Origin of the sequence: Streptococcus zalophi (assembly GCF_016481285.1) — a bacterium.
Lineage (GTDB): Bacteria > Bacillota > Bacilli > Lactobacillales > Streptococcaceae > Streptococcus > Streptococcus zalophi.
This window is the reverse complement of sequence record NZ_JAENBP010000003.1, coordinates 201,302-222,165: the sequence shown is the minus strand read 5'-3', so window position 1 is coordinate 222,165 and position 20,864 is coordinate 201,302. Positions and strand designations below refer to the sequence as shown.

Genomic DNA, 20,864 nt, shown 5'->3' with positions numbered 1-20,864 from the left:
CATTCATAGTTAAGTGACGATAGCCTAGGAGATACACCTGTACCCATGCCGAACACAGCAGTTAAGTCCTAGAACGCCTGAAGTAGTTGGGGGTTGCCCCCTGTGAGATAGGGTAGTTGCTTAGCTAGTATCCGGCATAGCTCAGTTGGTAGTAGCGCATGACTGTTAATCATGATGTCGTAGGTTCGAGTCCTACTGCCGGAGTATTTTAACTAGCGTGAGCTAGTTTTTTTATTGCTCTTTAAATTTTTTACATGACATATATGTCATGTTCTTTTCTTTTATTTCTAGTTATAATGAGATAACAATAAAGAAATGGGGTTATGTTATGAAATTTGAAGAGGTATATAAGCTAGTTCGTCCTATTGTTTTGAAATTACGAAGAAAGTATCATTTACATATTTGGGACAATGACGATTGGGAACAAGAAGGCATGATCAGTCTTTATGAATTATTAAAAAAACATCCTGAACTTTCATTAGATAAATTAAAATTATTTCGTTTTTTTAAAACTAAATTTTCTAATTATATCAATGATGAAATCCGGCGACAGGAAAGTCAAAAGAGGCAATTTAATAAGCCTAATTATGAAGAAATTGGTGATATAGAGCATTCTTTATCATCATCTGAATCATTAGTAGATGATTTTATTGTCTTTAAGGATTCAGTATCACAATTATCTCAATTATTAAGTAGGGAAGAGTTGATTATGTTTGATTCTTTGTTGGTTGGTGAAAGATTTAAAGGAAGAGCCGCTTTTATCAGAAAATTAAAGAAAATTGGAAAAGATTTTTTCTGATTACAAAATAAAAAAGCCATATATGATTTTATACGGCTTTTTATTGTTGTGCAAAGAAAGTTTGATAAAGGGCTTTTATAGCTTCTTTTTCTTGTTGTGTTTTGATGACAAATAAAACTGATACCTCACTGGAACCTTGAGAAATCATTGATAAGTTGATGTTGTGATTAGATAGTGCTTGTGTTGCTTTCGCGGTGACACCAATATGATTTTTCATATTTTCTCCAACAATCATAATAATAGAAAGATGGTGTTCAACTGTCACAGTATCAACTTCCAATTCTCTAGTCAGTCTTGTGACAATTTCTTGTTCCTTGATTGGTGTTAATTCTCTTTCTCTTAAGACGATGGAGAGGTCATCAATGCCAGTTGGCATGTGCTCCCAAGAAATATTTAAATCTTCTAAAATTTGTAATAATTTTTTACCGAAACCAACTTCTCTATTCATCAAATATTTGGAAATGTTGATACTTACAAAACCTTTATCTCCTGAAATCCCGACAACAGTATTTTGATTGTGTTGTCTTTCTAAAACAATTCTTGTTCCAGGGTGACTAGGATTATTCGTATTTTTGATGACAAGCGGTATCTTACCTCTGTAGGCTGGAATTAGAGCCTCATCGTGTAAGACACTAAAACCTGCATAGGCTAACTCTCGCATTTCACGGTAAGTCAACTCTAATATTGGCTCAGGATTTTTTATAATTCCGGGATGAGCTGCAAAAATACCATCAACATCTGTGAAATTTTCATAGCTTTCAGCTTTAATACCAGCGGCAATAATAGCACCTGTAATATCAGAGCCACCTCTTGAGAAGGTACATATCTGATTGTCTTTTGTCACTCCAAAAAATCCTGGGATAACTAAGATATCATCTCTTGATGCTAAATTCTCAATTTTGTCATAACTTGAGGGTAAAATTCTTGCATTACTAGGCTCACTTGAAACAATTAAACCAGCTTCTTTAGGATGGACGTAGCTTGCATCTAGACCACTTTGTTTAAAAAATTCAGCGATAATTTTGGCATTAGAGTTTTCTCCTTCTGATAGAAAACTATCATAGAGATAATCATTATGCTCAATTGGTAGTGTTGCCAATTTTTCAATAGATTGTTTAATGTCTTCAAGAAGTGTTATTGGTAAATTTAACTCATCAATAATATCCTTGTAGCGCTTTATAATCCATTTTTGATTTTCTGTAATGTCTTTATGATTAATATAATTTTTAAAATATTTAATTAAGGCATCAGTGACTTTTGTATCGTTTTTATCTCTTTTTCCGGGAGCAGAAACAATAACAATCTGTCTTTTGATATCGGATTTAACAATATCTAATACTTTTTTTAGTTGAGAAGCATCAGATAGTGAGCTACCTCCAAATTTTACAACTTTCATTTAGTAACCATTCCTTTAAGTTTATACTAAATTATAACAGAATTGAGCTCAAATGTCATTGACCTCTTTATTATCTTTTTTAATAAAATTTCTTGATTTTTATCAAGGACTTGTGGTATTATTATTTTATTATCAAATCATTTGATAATAAAATATTTTAATAGTCAAATCATTATGAAAGTAGAGGTTGTTTTATGTCCTATCAAACAATCATTTTTGAAAGAAAGGATGATATTGCTCAACTAACATTCAATAGGCCAGAAGTTTCCAATGGTTTTAATGTTTTAATGTGTGAAGAAATATTAGATGCTATTGAGACAGTGAAACAAGATAAGTCACTTAAAATTTTGGTTATTAAAGGAAATGGCAAAGTATTTTCTGTTGGTGGTGATCTTGATGAAATGCAACGAGCTGTTTCAGAAGATGATATCAGTTCGTTAGTTAGAATTGCTGAATTAGTTCAGGATATTTCATTTGCTATCAAAAAATTACCAAAACCAGTTATTTTATGTGCCAATGGTCCTGTTGCTGGAGCTGCTTTTAATATTGCTTTAGCCGTTGATTTTTGTATTGCAACAACTAAAACAAAGTTTATTCAGGCATTTGTTAATGTAGGTTTAGCTCCAGATGCTGGTGGTCTTTATTTGTTGGTGAGATCTCTTGGAATTAATCGTGCGACTCATCTTGTTATGACGGGTGAAGCTGTATCTGCTGAAAAAGCTGAAAAATATGGCTTTGTTTATAAAATGTGTACAGAAGAAGAGTTGGATAAGGTATTGAATCAATTACTGAAACGATTAAAACGTGGCTCATTTAACTCTTATGGTGCAATGAAGTCTTTACTTTGGGAAAGTTACTTTTCAGATTGGGACTCCTATGCAGATTTAGAATTGACTCTTCAAAAATCTCTCGCCTTTAGAGAAGATTTTAAAGAAGGTGTTCGTGCGTATGGCGAAAGAAGAAGACCAAAATTTACTGGCGAATAGGGTGCTTAATAATTTATCTTGCAAGTTAGTTTGATATCTGATATAATTCGATTATCAAAGTTTATTTGTAGGAGGTGTCGATTGGATTATCATAAAATCAATAAGTATCTTGTTGATATTTTCAATAAGGTTTTGATTATTGAAGAGACTAGTTTAAAGTCTAGTCAGTTTAGTGATGTGTCCTTAAAAGAAATGCACACTATTGAAATTATAGGAAAAAGCGATCGTGTCACACCTAGTGATATTGCTAGAGAATTGTTGTTAACTCTGGGAACAGTTACGACAAGTCTTAACAAATTAGAAGCAAAGGGCTATATTGAAAGAACACGATCAAAGTTAGATAGAAGAGTTGTTTATTTGACTTTAACTAAAAAAGGAAGGCTTTTAGATAGACTTCATCAAAAGTTTCATAAGTCAATGGTAACTCATATTGTTGCTGGTATGGATGCACAAGATGTTGACGTTTTGACTAGAGGCTTAGGAAGTTTACATAAATTTCTTGAGGAGTTGATTTAATGTTTTATTCAAAGATTAGTCAAGTCGCTCATTATGTTCCCAAACAAACCATTTCAAATGATGATTTGTCTCTTATTCTAGACACCAGTGATGAATGGATTTCATCAAGGACTGGTATTAAAAATCGTCATATTAGTCAAGATGAATTGACTAGTGATTTAGCCAATCGTGTGGCTGAACAATTAATTGAAAAATCACAATTAGACCCCTTAGAAATTGATTTTATTGTAGTTGCAACTATCACACCAGATAGTACTATGCCATCAACAGCTGCAAAGGTTCAAGCACATATTGGTGCTAAAAATGCTTTTGTTTTTGATTTGACAGCTGCATGTAGTGGTTTCGTCTTTGGCTTAGCAACTGCTGACAAATTGATAAAATCAGGAGTCTACAAAAAAGGCATTGTTATTGGTGCAGAAACCATCTCTAAAATCCTTGATTGGTCAGACAGAACAACAGCCGTTTTATTTGGGGATGGTGCTGGTGGTGTCTTAATGGAACAAACGGATTATGAGCATTTTCTTGCAGAATCTCTCCATTCAGATGGAAATAGGAGTCATGCGTTGACTTCAGGTAATACTGGCTTAAACTCACCATTTTCAGTATCTACTGAAAATGATAGTCATCTTAAAATGGAAGGCCGAATGATTTTTGATTTTGCAGTCAAAGATGTTTCAAAAGATGTTGTTCAATTAATTGAGAAGGCACCAATTGCTATAGAAGAAATAGATTATCTCTTATTTCACCAGGCTAATCGTCGTATTTTAGATAAAATGGCGAAAAAAATTGGGATTACAAGAGAGAAATTTCTTGAAAACATGATGGAATATGGTAACACTAGTGCCGCTAGTATTCCCATTTTACTATCAGAAACAGTTGATAAGGGTCTCATTTCACTCGATGGCACCAAAACGATTTTATTAGCAGGTTTTGGTGGAGGTTTGACATGGGGAAGCCTTATTGTTAAAATCTAATTAGTTAAATTATATGTTGCTACATGTGATTAATAAAAATCTTTAAAAATAAAAGGAGAAATAAAAATGGCAGTGTTTGAAAAAATACAGGAAATTATTGTTGAAGAATTAGGAAAAGAGACAGAGGAAGTAAAATTAGAAACTACTTTTGATGAGCTTGATGCAGATTCATTAGATGTTTTCCAAGTCATCTCAGAAATTGAAGATGCCTTTGACATTCAAATTGAAACTGAAGAAGGACTAAACACTGTTGGTGATTTAGTGGCTTATGTTGAAGAAAAAACAAAATAAGTTTATTTGAGAATATTCTAAGAAGAATATTCTTTCTTCTTATCATAATATTTTGATAATCAAACTATTATATTAATAAGAATAGAAAGTTAAAATTGATGAAAACGAGAATTACAGAATTATTAGGTATAAAATATCCAATATTCCAAGGAGGAATGGCTTGGGTTGCTGATGGAGATTTGGCTGGAGCAGTTTCTAAAGCTGGTGGGTTAGGTATTATTGGTGGAGGGAATGCTCCTAAAGAAGTTGTTAAAGCAAATATTGATAAAATTAAATCCATGACGACTAATCCCTTTGGTGTTAATATCATGCTTCTTTCTCCTTTTGTTGACGATATTGTTGATCTTGTCATTGAAGAAGGTGTTAAAGTAGTGACTACTGGTGCTGGAAATCCTGGTAAATATATGGAACGTCTTCATAAAGCTGGGATTGTTGTTATTCCTGTTGTTCCAAGTGTCGCTTTGGCTAAAAGGATGGAGAAACTTGGTGTTGACGCTGTTATCACAGAAGGTATGGAATCAGGTGGACACATTGGTAAACTAACAACCATGACGTTAGTGAGACAGGTCACTGATGCGGTCAATATTCCAGTTATTGCTGCTGGTGGGATTGCTGATGGACGTGGCATGGCTGCTGCCTTTATGTTGGGTGCTGAAGCTGTTCAAGTTGGCACACGGTTTGTTGTTGCAAAAGAATCTAATGCTCATCAAAACTACAAAGATAAAATTTTAAAAGCTAAAGATATTGATACTGTCATATCTGCACAACATTTTGGTCATGCTGTTCGTGGCATTAAAAATAAATTAACCAGAAAATTTGACCAAGCTGAAAAAGATGCCTTTAAAGTAGAAAATCCAGATTTAACTGTTTTTGACAAAATGGGAGCTGGGGCTTTAAAATTTGCTGTTATTGATGGAGATGTTGATAATGGCTCAGTTATGGCTGGACAAATTTCAGGTCTAATTCGTAAGGAAGAAACCTGTCAAGAAATCATAGAAGATATGTATTTTGGTGCCATAAAAACTATTAAAAGAGAAGCAAAACGAATAGAAGATTTAGTAGAGGAATAATATGGGAAAAACCGCATTTTTATTTGCTGGACAAGGTGCTCAAAAACTAGGAATGGGAAGAGATTTTTACGATCATTTTTCAATTGTTCGTGATACTTTTGAAACAGCTAGTAGGGTATTAGGCTATGATCTTAGAGAACTGATTGATGAAGACAATGATAAGCTAAACCAAACGCAATACACTCAGCCAGCTATTTTAGTCACTTCTCTTGCTATTTATAGGGTATTACAAGAAAGAAATATAGTACCTGACGTTGTTCTTGGTCTATCTCTTGGAGAATATTCAGCTTTGGTGGCAAGTGAGAGTTTGTCTTTTGAGGATGCTGTTCAGTTGGTTGCTAAAAGAGGTGATTTTATGGCAAATGCAGCGCCTAAAGGAACAGGTAAAATGGTTGCTGTTATGAATACAGATCCCGCAGTGATTGAAGTTATTTGTCAAAAAGCCAGCAAAAAAGGTATTGTTACTCCTGCCAATTATAATACTCCTAATCAGATTGTTATAGGTGGTGAAGTTGACGCTGTTAATGAAGCAGTAGAGCTTTTAAAAGAAGCAGGGACAAAACGTCTTATTCCACTGAATGTTTCAGGTCCATTTCATACGTCCTTATTGGAAAAAGCTAGTCAACAGTTAGCTGAAACCTTGGAAAATATTTCGTTTTCTGAGTTTAAAATGCCGTTAATAAGTAATACAACGGCAAAAGTGATGCCTCAAAATGAAATAAAATCTTTATTAGCACGTCAAGTTAAAGAACCTGTTAGATTTTATGAATCAATCGAAACGCTTAAATCGCTAGGTGTCACAGAATTCGTTGAAATTGGCCCAGGAAAAGTTTTAAGTGGTTTTGTTAAGAAAATTGATAAAACAGCTAGTATCTATACTGTTGATGATTTAACAGGATTAGAAACACTTCTTAATCAATAAGAAAGGACAAAAGATGGAAGTAACAAATAAAACAGTTTTTATTACTGGTTCGAGTAGGGGTATTGGTTTAGCAATTGCTCATCAATTTGCTAGTCTTGGTGCTAATGTTATTTTAAATGGTCGTAGAGAAATCTCTCAGGAAATCTTGCAACAATTTGACAACTATTCAGGTAAGGCAATCGCTATTTCAGGTGATGTGTCAAGCTTTGAAGATTGTCAACGAATGGTTGCTGAAGCTACTGAAAAGTTGGGAGCAGTTAATGTTTTGGTTAACAATGCTGGTATCACAAATGATAAGTTAATGCTTAAAATGACTCAGGAAGATTTTGAAAAGGTTTTAGCCATTAATTTGACAGGAACATTTAACATGACACAATCAGTCTTAAAACCGATGACAAAACTAAGAGAAGGTGCTATCATCAACATATCTAGTGTTGTAGGTTTGACCGGAAATATCGGACAAGCTAACTATGCAGCTTCAAAAGCAGGAGTAATTGGTTTAACGAAATCAGTTGCTCGTGAGGTAGCTGCACGTGGTATTACTGTAAACGCGGTAGCTCCTGGTTTTATTGAATCGGATATGACGGATGCTATTCCTGAAAAAATGAAGGAAAACATCATCAATCAGATTCCAATGAAGAGAATTGGTAAAACAAAAGAAGTTGCAGAAGTTGTTAGCTTTTTAGCACAACAAGATTATTTAACTGGACAAGTCATTGCTATTGATGGTGGCATGACCATGTATTAAAAGATAGGGGCCTTAAGATGAAAGAAAATCGCGTTGTAATCACAGGTATGGGAGTGACATCACCAATTGGTAATACACCAGAAGAATTTTGGGATAGCTTGGTTGAAGGAAAAATTGGAATTGGTCCAATTACAAGATTTGACACACAAGATTTTACAGTTTATAATGCAGGTGAAATCAAAAACTTTCCATTTGATAAATACTTTGTAAAAAAAGATAAAAACCGTATGGATATGTATTCCATGTATGCTATTTATGCTAGTTTAGAGGCTATTAATAATGCTAACCTTTCTTTAGATGACATTGACAAAGATAGACTAGGTGTTATTGTGTCAAGTGGTATTGGTGGTCTTCAAGAGATGGAAAATCAAATTATTAGACTCCATGAACGTGGTCCAAAACGTGTTCAACCGATGTTTATTCCAAAAACACTCTCTAATATGGGTGCAGGAAATATCGCTTTAAGAATCGGTGCAAGAGGGGTTTGTAAGTCCATCACAACGGCATGTGCGTCTGCTAATGATGCTATTGGTGAGGCTTTTAGAGAAATCAAATATGGACATCAGGATATAGTTGTTGCAGGCGGTTCTGAGTGCTCAATCACTAAAATTGGTATTGCAGGATTTGCAAGTTTAACAGCACTTTCAACGACTGAGGATCCAACCCGTTCAAGTATTCCATTTGATAAAGACAGAAATGGTTTTGTCATGGGTGAGGGTTCTGGGATCTTGATTTTAGAAAGTCTCGAACACGCTCAAAAAAGAGGAGCAACTATTTTAGCTGAAATGGTTGGTTATGGTAATACTTGTGATGCCTACCATATGACGAGTCCAACACCAGACGGTTCTGGTGCAGCTAAGGCAATGACTCTTGCCATCAAAGAAGCAGGAATCACACCTGAACAGGTTGGTTATGTTAATGCGCATGGAACATCAACACCAGCAAATGAAAAAGGTGAAAGCCAAGCCATTGTTTCTGTTCTTGGAAAAGATGTGCCTGTATCAAGTACAAAATCATTTACAGGTCATCTCTTAGGAGCTGCGGGTGGTGTTGAAGCGATTGCTACTATTCAAACCATTCGTCATGGCTTTATCCATAAAACAGCTGGCACAAAAGAATTATCAGAAGATATTGAAGCAAATGTTATTTACGGAGAAGGAAAGGATGCTGATGTTCATTATGCTTTATCAAACACCTTTGGGTTTGGTGGACATAATGCTGTTCTTGCTTTTAAACGTTGGGAGGATTAAACAGTGAACATTTCAGAAATCAAAGAGTTAATGACTCAATTTGATCAATCCAGTTTACGAGAATTTTCTTATAAAACTAATGACAAAGAATTGGTTTTTAGTAAAAATGACAGAAAAGTGGAAGAAAAACCGTCTCTTGAATCAGAAAATATGGTAACAACACCTGTTGTTGATAATGGAGATGTCACTTCAGAACTTTCTAAAGTTGAAGAAATCAAACAAGAAAAAGAAGTAGAACGAAAGGATATGGGAGATGTCATTGAAAGCCCTTTGGTTGGTGTAGCCTACCTTTCTCCAAGTCCTACGCAGGAGCCATTTGTTGCAATTGGTGATTCTGTCAAAAAAGGACAAACTCTTCTTATTATTGAAGCAATGAAAGTGATGAATGAAATTTTAGCACCTAGAGATGGTATTATTACTGATATTTTAGTATCAAATGAAGAAGTTGTAGAATTTGGTAAAGGACTGGTAAGCATCAAATGATTGATATTTTAAAAATAAAAGAAGCTCTACCTCACCGTTATCCCATGCTTCTTGTTGATCGTGTGATTTCTCATTCAGAAGATAGCATTGTCGCGATAAAAAATGTGACGATTAATGAACCTTTTTTCAATGGTCACTTCCCTGACTATCCAGTGATGCCAGGTGTTTTGATTATGGAAGCTCTTGCTCAAACGGCAGGTGTTTTGGAGTTATCAAAAGAAGAAAACAAAGGCAAGTTAGTCTTTTATGCTGGTATGGATAAGGTGAAATTTAAGAAACAAGTTGTTCCAGGTGATCAACTTGTTATGAGCGTTAATTTTGTCAAAAGAAGGGGACCAATTGCTGTTGTTGAAGCCAAAGCAGAAGTTGATGGTCAATTGGCGGCAAGTGGTATTTTAACGTTTGCAATGGGAAAATAGATAAAAAAAGATGTAGGAGAAGGCAACGAGATGTTTCATAAAATATTAATTGCTAATAGAGGTGAGATTGCCGTACGGATTATTCGTGCCGCTAGAGAGCTTGGCATAACTACTGTTGCAGTCTATTCAGAAGCTGATAAAACAGCACTCCATACCCTACTAGCGGATGAATCTATTTGTATAGGGCCTGCAAAGTCTACCGAATCTTATCTGAATATGAATTCAGTTTTATCTGCAGCAATTGTTACTGGTGCACAAGCCATTCATCCTGGCTTTGGTTTTTTAAGTGAAAATCCTAAATTTGTCACCATGTGTGAAGAGATGAATATTAAATTTATTGGTCCTTCTGCTTTAGTCATGAATAAAATGGGTGATAAAATCAATGCTAGAAAAGAAATGATAAAAGCAGGCGTTCCTGTCATTCCAGGTTCTAAGGGTGAAATTATTTCAGCAGAGGATGCTTTAAAAGAAGCAAATCGTATTGGTTATCCAGTCATGTTAAAAGCAGCAGCTGGTGGCGGCGGCAAAGGGATTCGGAAAGTAAGTACAAAAGAAGAGTTAGTACCTGCTTTTGAATCTGCTTCCCAAGAAGCCATAGCTGCCTTTGGTAATGGTGCCATGTACATGGAAAAAGTTGTTTATCCTGCTCATCATATTGAAGTGCAAATTTTAGCAGATCGTTTTGGTAATACGATTCACTTAGGTGAAAGAGAGTGTTCTTTACAACGCCATAATCAGAAAGTTTTAGAAGAAAGTCCTTCTATTGCTATCGGAGAAGCTCTTAGACAAAAAATGGGGGATGCAGCTGTTCGAGCTGCTAAATCTGTTGGTTATGAGGGCGCTGGAACGATTGAATTTTTACTAGATTCGCAATCAGGAAACTTTTATTTCATGGAAATGAATACAAGAATCCAGGTGGAACATCCTGTGACAGAATTTGTGACAGGTGTTGATATTGTGAAAGAACAAATTAAAGTAGCAGCAGGACAAGCTTTATCTCACCAACAAGAAGATATTGTGATTAAAGGTCATGCGATTGAATGTCGTATCAATGCAGAAAATCCAGAGTTTAATTTTGCACCAAGTCCAGGAAAGATAAATGATATTCATTTACCATCTGGTGGTGTTGGTCTTCGTGTTGATAGTGCTGTTTATAGTGGTTATACTATTCCACCCTATTACGATAGCATGATTGCTAAAATTATTGTTCATGGTGAGAACCGTTTTGATGCTTTAATGAAAATGCAAAGAGCCTTATATGAATTTGAAATTGATGGCATCCAAACCAATAGTGATTTTCAATTTGATTTAATTTCAGACCCCAACGTGATTGCTGGTGATTATGATACGTCATTTTTGATGGAAACATTTTTACCAAACTATAAAAAAGATAAGGAATAGAAATTTTTGTGGCATTATTTGAAAGAAAAGATAAATACATTAGAATAAACCCTAATCGTTCATCAAGACAAATAAAGAGACATGAGATGCCTGAAGTTCCAGACGACCTTTTTGCTAAATGCCCTTCATGTAAACACATGATTTATCAAAAAGATTTGGGATTGGCTAAAATTTGTCCGCGCTGTTCTTATAATTTTCGTATTTCAGCCAAGGAACGACTTCATCTAATTGTAGATGAAGCTAGTTTTGAGGAGATGTTTACGGGTTTTGAAACCAAGGATCCACTTAAGTTTCCACATTATAAGGAAAAATTAGAACAAGTGAGAACTTCGACAGGATTGGATGAAGCTGTCCTAACAGGTATAGCAGAAATCAAATCACAAAAAGTTGCCCTTGCAATCATGGATTCTCATTTTATCATGGCAAGCATGGGGACAATTGTGGGTGAAAAAATGACAAGACTTTTTGAATATGCTACTAAAGAGCACCTACCTGTCGTTGTTTTTACGGCATCAGGTGGAGCAAGAATGCAAGAAGGTATTATGAGTCTTATGCAAATGGCTAAGGTTTCTGGTGCCGTCAAACGCCATTCAAATGCTGGTTTATTCTATCTAACGGTTTTGACAGACCCGACAACCGGTGGTGTAACAGCCAGTTTTGCTATGCAAGGAGATATCATTATTGCTGAACCACAAGCCTTGGTTGGTTTTGCTGGAAGGCGCGTGATTGAGTCTACTGTGAGAGAAACCTTGCCGGATGATTTTCAAAAAGCTGAATTTTTATTAGAACATGGTTTTATTGACTCTATTGTTAAACGAACAGAACTTCGTGAGGTGATTGCTAAATTAATCATGTTTCATGGAGGAATAACATGAGCAATATTAAAAGGATTTTAAAAGAAGCAAGAGATCAAGCAAGAATGACAACATTAGATTATATTAATGTCATTTTTGAGGATTTTATTGAATTACATGGTGATCGTCATTATGCGGATGATAAATCGATTGTTGGTGGAATTGCTAGATTAAATGATTTACCTGTCACAGTTATTGGTATCCAAAAAGGAAAAAATTTGCAGGATAATTTAAATCGTAATTTTGGTCAACCTCATCCAGAGGGTTATCGTAAGGCTTTAAGATTGATGAAACAAGCCGAAAAGTTTAACCGACCAATTGTCACCTTTATTAATACCGCTGGTGCTTATCCGGGTGTTGGCGCAGAGGAACGCGGACAAGGTGAGGCAATTGCACGCAATCTTTATGAAATGAGTGATTTAAAGGTTCCCATCATCGCTATTATTATTGGTGAAGGAGGATCTGGTGGTGCACTCGCTTTAGCAGTTGCTGATAAGGTGTGGATGCTAGAAAATACTTTTTACGCAGTTCTTAGTCCAGAAGGTTTTGCCTCTATTCTTTGGAAGGATGGGACAAGATCAATTGAAGCGGCTGAATTGATGAAAATCAGTGCTGGAGAGCTTTTTAAAATGGGCGTCATTGATAAAATTATTCCTGAGCATGGGTATTTTTCAAGTGAAATTATAGCCATGATGAAAAAATCTTTAATTGAAAGTTTAACTGATTTGCGAAAAGAAGATAGTATAGAACTCATTGAAAAGCGTTATCAAAGGTTCAGAAAGTATTAAAATCTCATTTAATGAGGTTTTTTCTTTTTTTATTCAAGAAAAAATGATTGAAATATGGTAAAATGAAAGGATAAGTTAAAAAAGGTGGATAACTATGGGACGATTGATTCCAAGTCGAATAAGAACTGAAGGTGTTTCATTGTATGAACAAGGAGCACTTACCATTTTAGATAATTCTGAAAAGACAATAACTGCTAAGATAGCAGATGCGACCATTATTTTTTCTTATGAAGAAACCATGATACATTGTTCTTGTCAATTGTTTGTTCAAAAAAACTATTGCCAGCATCTTGCTGCAATAGAGTATTTTTTGAAAAATGATAAAAAAGGAAAGGTCTTATCAGAACTCATTTATATAGAAGAACCGGTAGCACAAGTATCAACTTCTTTTGGTAGCTTATTTTTAGATAATTTAACATTTGACGAAGACAATGAGCTCAAGTATCGTCTTTTTGCAGAAGGGATAAAAAGTCCATATTCATCAGATTTTTGGTGGACGCTAAAAATTAACCGGCTTCCCGATGAAAAAAGCTATGTGATTCGTGATATCAAAGCTTTTTTAACGACTATCAAAAAAGAAAATTACTTTCAAATTGGTAAGAACTATTTTGAACCTTTGCACTTATCGCAATTTGATGATAACAGTCAAGAGTTAATCCAATTTTTATGGCGTCTTATTCCTCATAAAGAACGTGTTGACTTATCCTATCTTTTGCCAAATCAAGGGAGACATTTAAGCTTTCCTGCCGGATTTTTTGAGGAAGGTGTGACTTTATTAACAAAACTGGCTCATTTTTCTTTTGAGATGGGACACCAAAAATATCAGACTCTTGTTTTTAGAGAATTATCTTCACAAGACAAATTGTTTCAATTTAAAGTGATTGTTCATCGTCAATCCATCGAATTAATGATTACCGAAAAAAATAGTCAGGCGTTTTTTGATAATCACTATATTTTTTATCAAGGTGTTTTCTATCATCTTGATATGAAACAAAGAAAACTTTTTTTAGCCGTTAAGAATTTACCCGTAGAAAATGATTTGAGTAAACATATTCACTTTGATATCGCCGACCAAGCAAAATTAGCGGTTAGCCTTCTAGACTTTCAAGAAATAGGATTGGTAAATGCGCCGAAAAGTTTTGCTATTAAAGATTTTAAGATTGATTTTTATTTTGATCTTTCTGCACAAGAAGAGATTTTGTTAAGCATGACTTTTGACTATGGTCATCTTAAAATCAGTAGTCAAGAAGAGTTAAACAACCTTCCTTTTACAAGTCACTTTAAAAAGGAAGAAAAAGTGATTAAATTATTAAGATCAGAAAATTTTTCAGTTGGTTTTTCTTCTAAAAGGCCATCTTTGGGAAAAGATGAGCTCTATCATTTTTTTGAAAGAACTTTGAAGCGTTTTAAAGATATTGGAACAGTTCATTTGTCAGAAAATTTATCACAATTGAAGCAGGTTGAAAATCCAGTTTTAACGATTAATACAGCAGGAAACTTACTAGATATTTCTTTTGATTTTTCAACAATTTCCAAAAGAGATATTAAGAAAGCTTTAGAGGCTTTGATAAACAAAGATGATTATATTATTAGTCAATCTGGAAAACTGATTTTATTTGATGAAGAAACACAAAAAGTTAGTCAAGTTTTAAAACAATTACGTGCAAAAGAAAGTATTAACGGACATTTTCAGTTAAGTAAAATGGCAGCTTTTCATCTATCTGATCTCTTTGAAAATAACCAGAGAGTTAATTTTTCTAAGGAATTTGAGGCTCTCACTAGGCATCTTAGATTTCCTGAGCAATTTAACATTAAAATGCCAGAGATTAAAGCAAGTCTACGCTCTTATCAAGAAACAGGTATCAAATGGATGAGTATGTTAGATTCTTATGGATTTGGTGGTATATTAGCTGATGATATGGGACTTGGAAAAACAATTCAAACAATTGCTTTCTTAAAAAATAGGATCAAAAATCATTCAAAAGTTCTGATATTGTCGCCTTCAGGTTTAATATATAATTGGAAGGATGAGTTTGAAAAATTTACTCCAGAAATGGATGTTGGTGTTGCCTATGGATTGAAACAATATAGAAATCAAATCATTCAAGAAAATCACCAAATTTTAATCACTAGCTATCATTCTTTTAGACAAGATTTTGAAGAGTATCAAAAAAATCATTATGACTATCTTATTTTAGATGAGGCACAAATGATTAAAAATACGCAGACTAAAATTGCTCAAAAATTAAGACATTTTAATGTTAATAATTGTTTCGCCTTATCTGGTACACCAATTGAGAACAAACTATTAGAAATTTGGTCGATTTTCCAGATTGTTCTTCCTGGATTATTACCAAATAAGAAACAATTTTTAAAATTAACACCCGATGAGGTTTCAAGGTATATTAAGCCATTTATCATGCGTCGTAAAAAGGAAGATGTTTTACCAGAGTTGCCTGACTTAATTGAGATGACTTACTCAAATGAATTGGTTGATAGTCAAAAAACGATTTATCTAGCTCAGTTAGAAAGCATGCAAAATCATCTAAAGGGTGCCAATGATCAAGACATCAATCGTCGAAAAATTGAAATTCTATCTGGGATTACTAGATTACGTCAAATATGTGATACACCTCAGCTATTTATGGATTATAATGGTGCTAGTGGAAAGATTGATAGTCTTCGAGAATTACTCCTTCAAATTAAAGAGAATGGGCATAGAACCCTAATTTTTTCTCAATTTAGAGGAATGCTTGATATTGTTGAAAAAGAACTGGTGGATCTTGGCTTGACTAGTTATAAAATAACTGGCTCAACACCAGCCTTTGAAAGGCAAGAGATGACAAGGGCTTTTAATAAAGGAAGTAAAGATAGTTTTCTGATTTCATTGAAAGCAGGAGGGGTTGGTTTGAACTTAACGGGTGCTGATACTGTTATTTTGATTGATTTATGGTGGAATCCAGCTGTTGAAATGCAAGCCATTAGTCGTGCTCACCGGATTGGTCAAAAAGAAAAAGTTGAGGTTTATCGACTTATCACAAAAGGGACGATTGAAGAAAAAATCTTATCTCTTCAAGATAGTAAAAAACATCTGGTGACAACCGTTCTTGACGGTAATGAAACCAGGTCTAGTATGAGCGTTGAAGATATTAAAGAAATATTAGGAATTGATGATTAAAATACGGAAATTAAATTAAGTCAATGCAATAAAGTTTTGAAAAAAGAACTATTTTAGTTTATAATGGGAATGTTACGGAAAGGATTGAGCATATGAATAAGAAAAATAGAGTTTTTCCTTTGATTTCTGATGACGAAGCTATTATTGAAGCACCTAAAACCATGAGATTATATGATAATGAAGATTTAATTACCAATATCAATGGGCATTATGTGGATAAAAATTTTGATGATATTACTAGTGATTATCGCTTTGTCTCCGAAGTTCCCAATATTGATAAAACTGCTCCTGAACGTGTAGAAGTACATAATGCAGGAAAATCTTATGCAGCAATCGCAAGAGAAGAAGCAAGAAAAGACATTAAAAGAAAACGTCAGACTTACCTTTCAAAAGAATTGACTCATTCATCAAAATCGATTTTTTCTAAAAAGGTGTTACCTTCTTTTCCAAAACATAATAGTGACCTTCATAGAATTGCAAGCAAATTACATCAAGACGATTATATCCTAGCAGATATTATGCTTAATGATGCTCAAAATGAAGAAGTCATTGTTAACAAAAAGAAAAAAAATAGTTATGATTTTTTAAAAAAAAGTCAAATATATAATAAAAAAGAAATGATACAACATAAAGAGAGAAAAGTCGCACAAGAACTAAATCTTTCGCGATTTGAAGATATTAACTAGAGGAGAAAACATGTCTAAGACATATCATTTTATTGGTATAAAAGGATCGGGAATGAGTGCTTTAGCCCTTATGCTTCACCAAATGGGGAAAAAAGTTCAAGGGAGTGATGTTGAAAAGTATTACTTCACGCAGAGAGATTTGGAACAAGCAGGAATTATTATCTTTCCTTTCGATGAAAAAAATATTACTGATGATGTTGAAATTATTGCTGGTAATGCGTTTCATGAACACAATAATGTTGAAATAGCAAAAGCTATTAAAGAAGGTTATTCTTTTAAACGCTATCATGAATTTCTTGGGGAATTTATGAGTCAGTTCACCAGTTTAGGTGTGGCAGGAGCACACGGAAAAACGTCAACGACAGGATTGTTATCTCATGTGCTTAAAAATATTACCGACACTAGTTATTTAATTGGTGATGGCACTGGTAGAGGAATACAAGACAGTCAGTATTTTGTATTTGAGTCTGATGAATATGAACGTCACTTCATGCCCTATCATCCTGAATATTCTATTGTCACCAATATTGATTTTGATCATCCTGATTATTTTACCAGTATTAATGATGTCTTTAATGCATTTAATGATTACGCTAAGCAAATCAAAAAAGGACTCTTTCTTTATGGTGAAGATAAATACCTTAGGAAAATCACGTCAAATGCTCCCATTTATTATTATGGATTTGAAGAAAATGATGATTTTATCGCCTATGATTTAACGCGTGAAACGAATGGTTCTCATTTTAAGGTGCGATATCGTGAAAAAGAATTAGGACTTTTTTATCTACCAGCATTTGGCTTACACAATATTTTAAATGCTACTGCAGTCATTGCAAATTTATATATTGCTGGATTTGAGATGGATCAAGTCAATCAACACCTTCAAACCTTTACAGGTGTTAAAAGACGATTTACAGAAAAAATTATTAACCAAGTTGTGGTTATTGATGATTTCGCCCATCATCCAACGGAAATTCGTGCCACAATTGATGCTGCTAGACAAAAATACCCTACTAAAGAGATTGTAGCTATTTTTCAACCGCATACTTTTACAAGAACCATTGCCTTATTAGATGAGTTTGCTGAGTCACTAAATGAAGCAGATAGTGTTTATCTGGCTCAAATATATGGTTCAGCAAGAGAAACTGATAATGGTAAAGTGAAAGTTGAAGATTTAGCTGATAAAATTGAAAAAGGTGCAAAAGTGATTACAGTAGAAAATGTTTCACCACTCTTAGACCATGACAATGCTGTTTTTGTGTTCATGGGAGCAGGTGATATCCAACTGTATGAATATTCATTTGAACAGTTGTTATCTTCTTTAACTCATACAAATCAGTAACAAAGCGAAGTTTTTACGAAAGTAAAAACTTTTTTGAAAGGATTAAAAATGATTATAAGGCAGGTAGAAATAACAGATTTAGATGTTATTTCTCAAATTGAAATTGACAATTTTGGTGAAACTATTGCCACTTCTAAAGAAGCTATAAGAGAGAGAATTCAATTGATAGCAGACAGTTTTTTAATCGCTGAAATAGATGGGAATTTTGCTGGTTATATCGAAGGTCCAGTGATTGATAAGATGGATTTGTCAGATGATTTATTTAAAAGTGTTCCTTCCAATCCATCAACAGGAGGTATTCAAGCCATCACTAGCCTTTCTATTGCAAAAAACTATCAAAAACAAGGAATTGGAACCCTACTATTAGCTTCATTTAAAGAAATAGTAGTAAAATATCAGCGAGATGGTATTTTACTCACTTGTAAAGAAGAATTAATTTCTTACTATGAAATGAATGATTTTAAAATTAAAGGAATTTCGCAATCACAATTAGGTGGCGAAAAATGGCACATAATGTTTTGGGAGAATCCTCAAAAAACTTAATTTTATTAAGAATTTATAACATTTTCATAAGATGATTGCTTTTATTTGCTTTTTAAGTTATAATGGCGTTTGATAAATGTGAGGAGGCTTTACTTTGACAGATATCTATAATGATGATGAGAGCCAAAAGATGCCCGAACCAGAGACTTTTAAAGAAAAAATATTAAGAGAGTTAAAAGAAGCTAAAGGAAAACAAGTTACTGAAGAACTTGATTTAAAAAATCCATCAGATGATTCAAAAACTGATGATTTATCGCTTTTGAATGAACTTAAGCTTTTTGATTCTCAAAATGATATATCTGAAATTCCAACTGAACGAACTGAAGAAATAATTAAGGTTGATAGAGATGATAATGCTGATAGCATTATCTTATCAACAGCACCTATAAAAGAACGTTTAAAGGATGAAGATAATTCATTGTCAGAAAGTGAATTATCTGTAGACACTGATTCCATTGAATTATCAGCCAGTCATCAAACTGTAAAAGAGGATGAAGCATTGAGTCGAAGAAATAGGAAAAAAACAAATAAAATTGCCAACCAAATTTCTTTATTACTAGGAACACTAATTTTAGTTTTATTATTAGCAACTGCTTTTTTTGGTTATCGTTATGTAACGAGTGCTATTGAGCCGTTGGATCGAAATTCTACAGAATTTATTCAAGTGGAAATTCCAGAGGGTTCTGGAAATAAATTGATTGGACAAGTTTTAGAGCAATCTGGCGTTATTAAAAACGGTATGATTTTCAATTATTATACGAAGTTTCGCAACTATGGCAATTTTCAAAGTGGTTACTATAATTTTCAAAAAAGTATGTCTTTAGATGAGATTGCCCAAGCTCTTCAAGCGGGAGGAACGGCTGAACCAGTCAATCCTGTTTTAGGTAAAATTTTAGTGCTTGAAGGTTATACTATCAAACAGATTTCTGAGGCGGTGTCAGTCAATTCAAATTCTAAAAATAAAAAAGAAAAAACACCATATAGTTCAGAAGACTTTTTAAAGGTTGTTACGGATGAAGCTTTTATCGCTAGAATGAAAGAGACTTATCCTAGATTATTAGAAAGTTTACCCGAGGCTAATGCTGTTAAATATCGCTTAGAAGGTTATCTTTTCCCAGCTACTTATAATTATAGTGAAGATACTACTATGGAGAATATTGTTGAAGAGATGATTGCAACAATGGATAATAATTTAAGTCCATATTATGATACAATTGCTTCTCAAGGATTAACTGTTAATCAATTATTAAGTTTATCCTCTCTTGTTGAAAAAGAAGGTTCAACAGATGATGATCGTAAAAATATTGCTAGTGTCTTTTATAATCGTTGGAATATTGGGATGCCACTTCAAAGTAATATTGCCATTCTTTACGCTATGGATAAATTAGGAGAGAAAACTACTTTATCTGAAGATGCGAGTATCAACACTGAAATTGATTCTCCCTATAATATTTATCGGGAAACAGGTTTAACACCAGGACCAGTAGATAGTCCAAGTTTATCAGCAATTAAGGCAACAATAATGCCAGCTCAAACTGATTATTTATATTTTGTTGCGGATGTAACGACTGGTCAAGTTTATTATGCGACAACATTTGAAGAACATTCTGCTAATGTTGAAAAATACGTGAATAGTCAATTGCAATAGCAGATAAAAGCATGATGTGAAGTCACATCATGTTTGTCTTTAAAACTTTAAAAATAATAAAAAAGGTAAAAAGGAAACTATGACAGAAAAAACTTATCCAATGACACTGACAGAAAAAGCTCAACTTGAAAAAGAATTAGAAGAGTTAAAACTAGTCCGTCGTCCTGAAATTGTAGAACGTATTAAAATCGCTAGATCTTATGGTGATCTTTCAGAAAATAGTGAATATGACGCAGCAAAAGATGAACAAGCTTTTGTTGAAGGTCAAATTTCAACACTTGAAACGAAATTACGCTTTTCAGAAATTATTGACAGTGATGCTATAGCAAAAAATGAAGTTGCTATTGGAAGAACTGTTGTTATTAAAGAAGTTGGTACTAACGATGAAGACAAATATGTTATTGTTGGTTCAGCCGGTGCAGATCTGTTTGCTGGTAAAATTTCAAATGAAAGTCCAATCGCTCGAGCATTGATCGGGAAAAAAGTTGGTGATGTTGTAACTATTGTGTCACCAGCAGGGAAATATAATGTTGAAATTATTAGTGTTGAAAAAACTAAAGAATAACAAGA

21 protein-coding genes, 1 tRNA gene and 1 rRNA gene are annotated in these 20,864 nt (G+C 33.8%); 22 read left to right on the top strand and 1 reads right to left on the bottom strand.

Annotation, left to right across the window (positions count from 1 at the left end):
• Positions 1 to 9: 9 nt before the first annotated feature.
• From rrf to JHK64_RS03890, 3 genes are all read left to right on the top strand, one after another.
• Positions 10 to 125: ribosomal RNA gene (gene rrf, locus JHK64_RS03900) — 5S ribosomal RNA — on the top strand.
• Positions 126 to 130: 5 nt separating this feature from the next.
• Positions 131 to 204, top strand: a tRNA-Asn gene (locus JHK64_RS03895).
• 124 nt (positions 205 to 328) lie between these two features.
• Positions 329 to 799 carry a sigma-70 RNA polymerase sigma factor region 4 domain-containing protein gene (locus JHK64_RS03890; protein WP_199567698.1) on the top strand — a complete coding sequence of 157 codons (471 nt, stop codon included), beginning with the start codon at positions 329 to 331 and terminating at the stop codon, positions 797 to 799.
• Between the two features lie 40 nt (positions 800 to 839).
• Here JHK64_RS03890 and JHK64_RS03885 read toward each other — a convergent pair whose 3' ends face one another.
• A complete protein-coding gene (locus JHK64_RS03885; protein ID WP_199567697.1) occupies positions 840 to 2,195 on the bottom strand; it encodes an aspartate kinase in 1,356 nt (451 codons plus the stop codon).
• A 194-nt stretch (positions 2,196 to 2,389) separates the two neighbouring features.
• Between JHK64_RS03885 and fabM the strand changes: the two genes are divergently transcribed.
• The 19 genes from fabM (at position 2,390) to greA (ending at position 20,859) form a co-directional block, all read left to right on the top strand.
• Positions 2,390 to 3,181, top strand: coding sequence for a trans-2-decenoyl-ACP isomerase (gene fabM / locus JHK64_RS03880; protein ID WP_199567696.1), 792 nt, complete (start codon positions 2,390 to 2,392; stop codon positions 3,179 to 3,181).
• An 81-nt stretch (positions 3,182 to 3,262) separates the two neighbouring features.
• Positions 3,263 to 3,697 carry a fatty acid biosynthesis transcriptional regulator FabT gene (fabT, locus tag JHK64_RS03875; protein WP_199567695.1) on the top strand — a complete coding sequence of 145 codons (435 nt, stop codon included), beginning with the start codon at positions 3,263 to 3,265 and terminating at the stop codon, positions 3,695 to 3,697.
• Positions 3,697 to 4,671: a beta-ketoacyl-ACP synthase III gene (locus tag JHK64_RS03870; RefSeq protein ID WP_199567694.1), complete on the top strand. Its 975-nt coding sequence runs from the start codon at positions 3,697 to 3,699 to the stop codon at positions 4,669 to 4,671. The genes fabT and JHK64_RS03870 overlap by 1 nt, the downstream gene beginning before the upstream one ends.
• A gap of 66 nt (positions 4,672 to 4,737) precedes the next feature.
• Entirely contained in the window at positions 4,738 to 4,962 is a 225-nt protein-coding gene (locus tag JHK64_RS03865) for an acyl carrier protein (protein ID WP_199567693.1), read from the top strand.
• 98 nt (positions 4,963 to 5,060) lie between these two features.
• Positions 5,061 to 6,032 (top strand): enoyl-[acyl-carrier-protein] reductase FabK, encoded by a 972-nt coding sequence (fabK, locus tag JHK64_RS03860; RefSeq protein ID WP_199567692.1) that lies wholly within the window; start codon positions 5,061 to 5,063, stop codon positions 6,030 to 6,032.
• A 1-nt stretch (position 6,033) separates the two neighbouring features.
• Positions 6,034 to 6,954, top strand: a complete 921-nt coding sequence (gene fabD, locus JHK64_RS03855; protein ID WP_199567691.1) for an ACP S-malonyltransferase — start codon at positions 6,034 to 6,036, stop codon at positions 6,952 to 6,954.
• Positions 6,955 to 6,967: 13 nt separating this feature from the next.
• Positions 6,968 to 7,702 carry a 3-oxoacyl-[acyl-carrier-protein] reductase gene (fabG, locus tag JHK64_RS03850; protein ID WP_199567690.1) on the top strand — a complete coding sequence of 245 codons (735 nt, stop codon included), beginning with the start codon at positions 6,968 to 6,970 and terminating at the stop codon, positions 7,700 to 7,702.
• Between the two features lie 17 nt (positions 7,703 to 7,719).
• The gene (fabF, locus tag JHK64_RS03845) at positions 7,720 to 8,952 is read left to right on the top strand and encodes a beta-ketoacyl-ACP synthase II (protein WP_199567689.1); all 1,233 of its coding nucleotides are present in this window, start codon (positions 7,720 to 7,722) and stop codon (positions 8,950 to 8,952) included.
• Between the two features lie 30 nt (positions 8,953 to 8,982).
• A complete protein-coding gene (locus JHK64_RS03840) occupies positions 8,983 to 9,435 on the top strand; it encodes an acetyl-CoA carboxylase biotin carboxyl carrier protein (RefSeq protein WP_213086825.1) in 453 nt (150 codons plus the stop codon).
• On the top strand, positions 9,432 to 9,854 hold the full coding sequence (gene fabZ / locus JHK64_RS03835; protein ID WP_199567687.1) for a 3-hydroxyacyl-ACP dehydratase FabZ: 423 nt from the start codon (positions 9,432 to 9,434) through the stop codon (positions 9,852 to 9,854). The genes JHK64_RS03840 and fabZ overlap by 4 nt, the downstream gene beginning before the upstream one ends.
• A 30-nt stretch (positions 9,855 to 9,884) precedes the next feature.
• Positions 9,885 to 11,255 carry an acetyl-CoA carboxylase biotin carboxylase subunit gene (accC, locus tag JHK64_RS03830; protein ID WP_199567686.1) on the top strand — a complete coding sequence of 457 codons (1,371 nt, stop codon included), beginning with the start codon at positions 9,885 to 9,887 and terminating at the stop codon, positions 11,253 to 11,255.
• 8 nt (positions 11,256 to 11,263) lie between these two features.
• Complete coding sequence (gene accD, locus JHK64_RS03825; protein WP_199567685.1) at positions 11,264 to 12,130, top strand: acetyl-CoA carboxylase, carboxyltransferase subunit beta; 867 nt, start codon at positions 11,264 to 11,266, stop codon at positions 12,128 to 12,130.
• Positions 12,127 to 12,897, top strand: coding sequence for an acetyl-CoA carboxylase carboxyl transferase subunit alpha (locus tag JHK64_RS03820; RefSeq protein ID WP_199567684.1), 771 nt, complete (start codon positions 12,127 to 12,129; stop codon positions 12,895 to 12,897). Before accD ends, JHK64_RS03820 begins: the two co-directional genes overlap by 4 nt.
• Positions 12,898 to 12,991: 94 nt before the next feature.
• Positions 12,992 to 16,075: a pilus expression-regulating Snf2 family helicase gene (locus tag JHK64_RS03815; protein ID WP_199567683.1), complete on the top strand. Its 3,084-nt coding sequence runs from the start codon at positions 12,992 to 12,994 to the stop codon at positions 16,073 to 16,075.
• Positions 16,076 to 16,167: 92 nt separating this feature from the next.
• A complete protein-coding gene (gene zapJ, locus JHK64_RS03810) occupies positions 16,168 to 16,761 on the top strand; it encodes a divisome accessory protein ZapJ (RefSeq protein WP_199567682.1) in 594 nt (197 codons plus the stop codon).
• A gap of 10 nt (positions 16,762 to 16,771) precedes the next feature.
• Positions 16,772 to 18,103: a UDP-N-acetylmuramate--L-alanine ligase gene (gene murC, locus JHK64_RS03805; RefSeq protein WP_199567681.1), complete on the top strand. Its 1,332-nt coding sequence runs from the start codon at positions 16,772 to 16,774 to the stop codon at positions 18,101 to 18,103.
• A 48-nt stretch (positions 18,104 to 18,151) separates the two neighbouring features.
• Complete coding sequence (locus JHK64_RS03800; protein WP_199567680.1) at positions 18,152 to 18,646, top strand: GNAT family N-acetyltransferase; 495 nt, start codon at positions 18,152 to 18,154, stop codon at positions 18,644 to 18,646.
• A 130-nt stretch (positions 18,647 to 18,776) separates the two neighbouring features.
• Positions 18,777 to 20,294 carry an endolytic transglycosylase MltG gene (gene mltG / locus JHK64_RS03795; protein WP_425507304.1) on the top strand — a complete coding sequence of 506 codons (1,518 nt, stop codon included), beginning with the start codon at positions 18,777 to 18,779 and terminating at the stop codon, positions 20,292 to 20,294.
• A 79-nt stretch (positions 20,295 to 20,373) separates the two neighbouring features.
• Entirely contained in the window at positions 20,374 to 20,859 is a 486-nt protein-coding gene (gene greA / locus JHK64_RS03790) for a transcription elongation factor GreA (protein ID WP_199567678.1), read from the top strand.
• Positions 20,860 to 20,864: the final 5 nt, after the last annotated feature.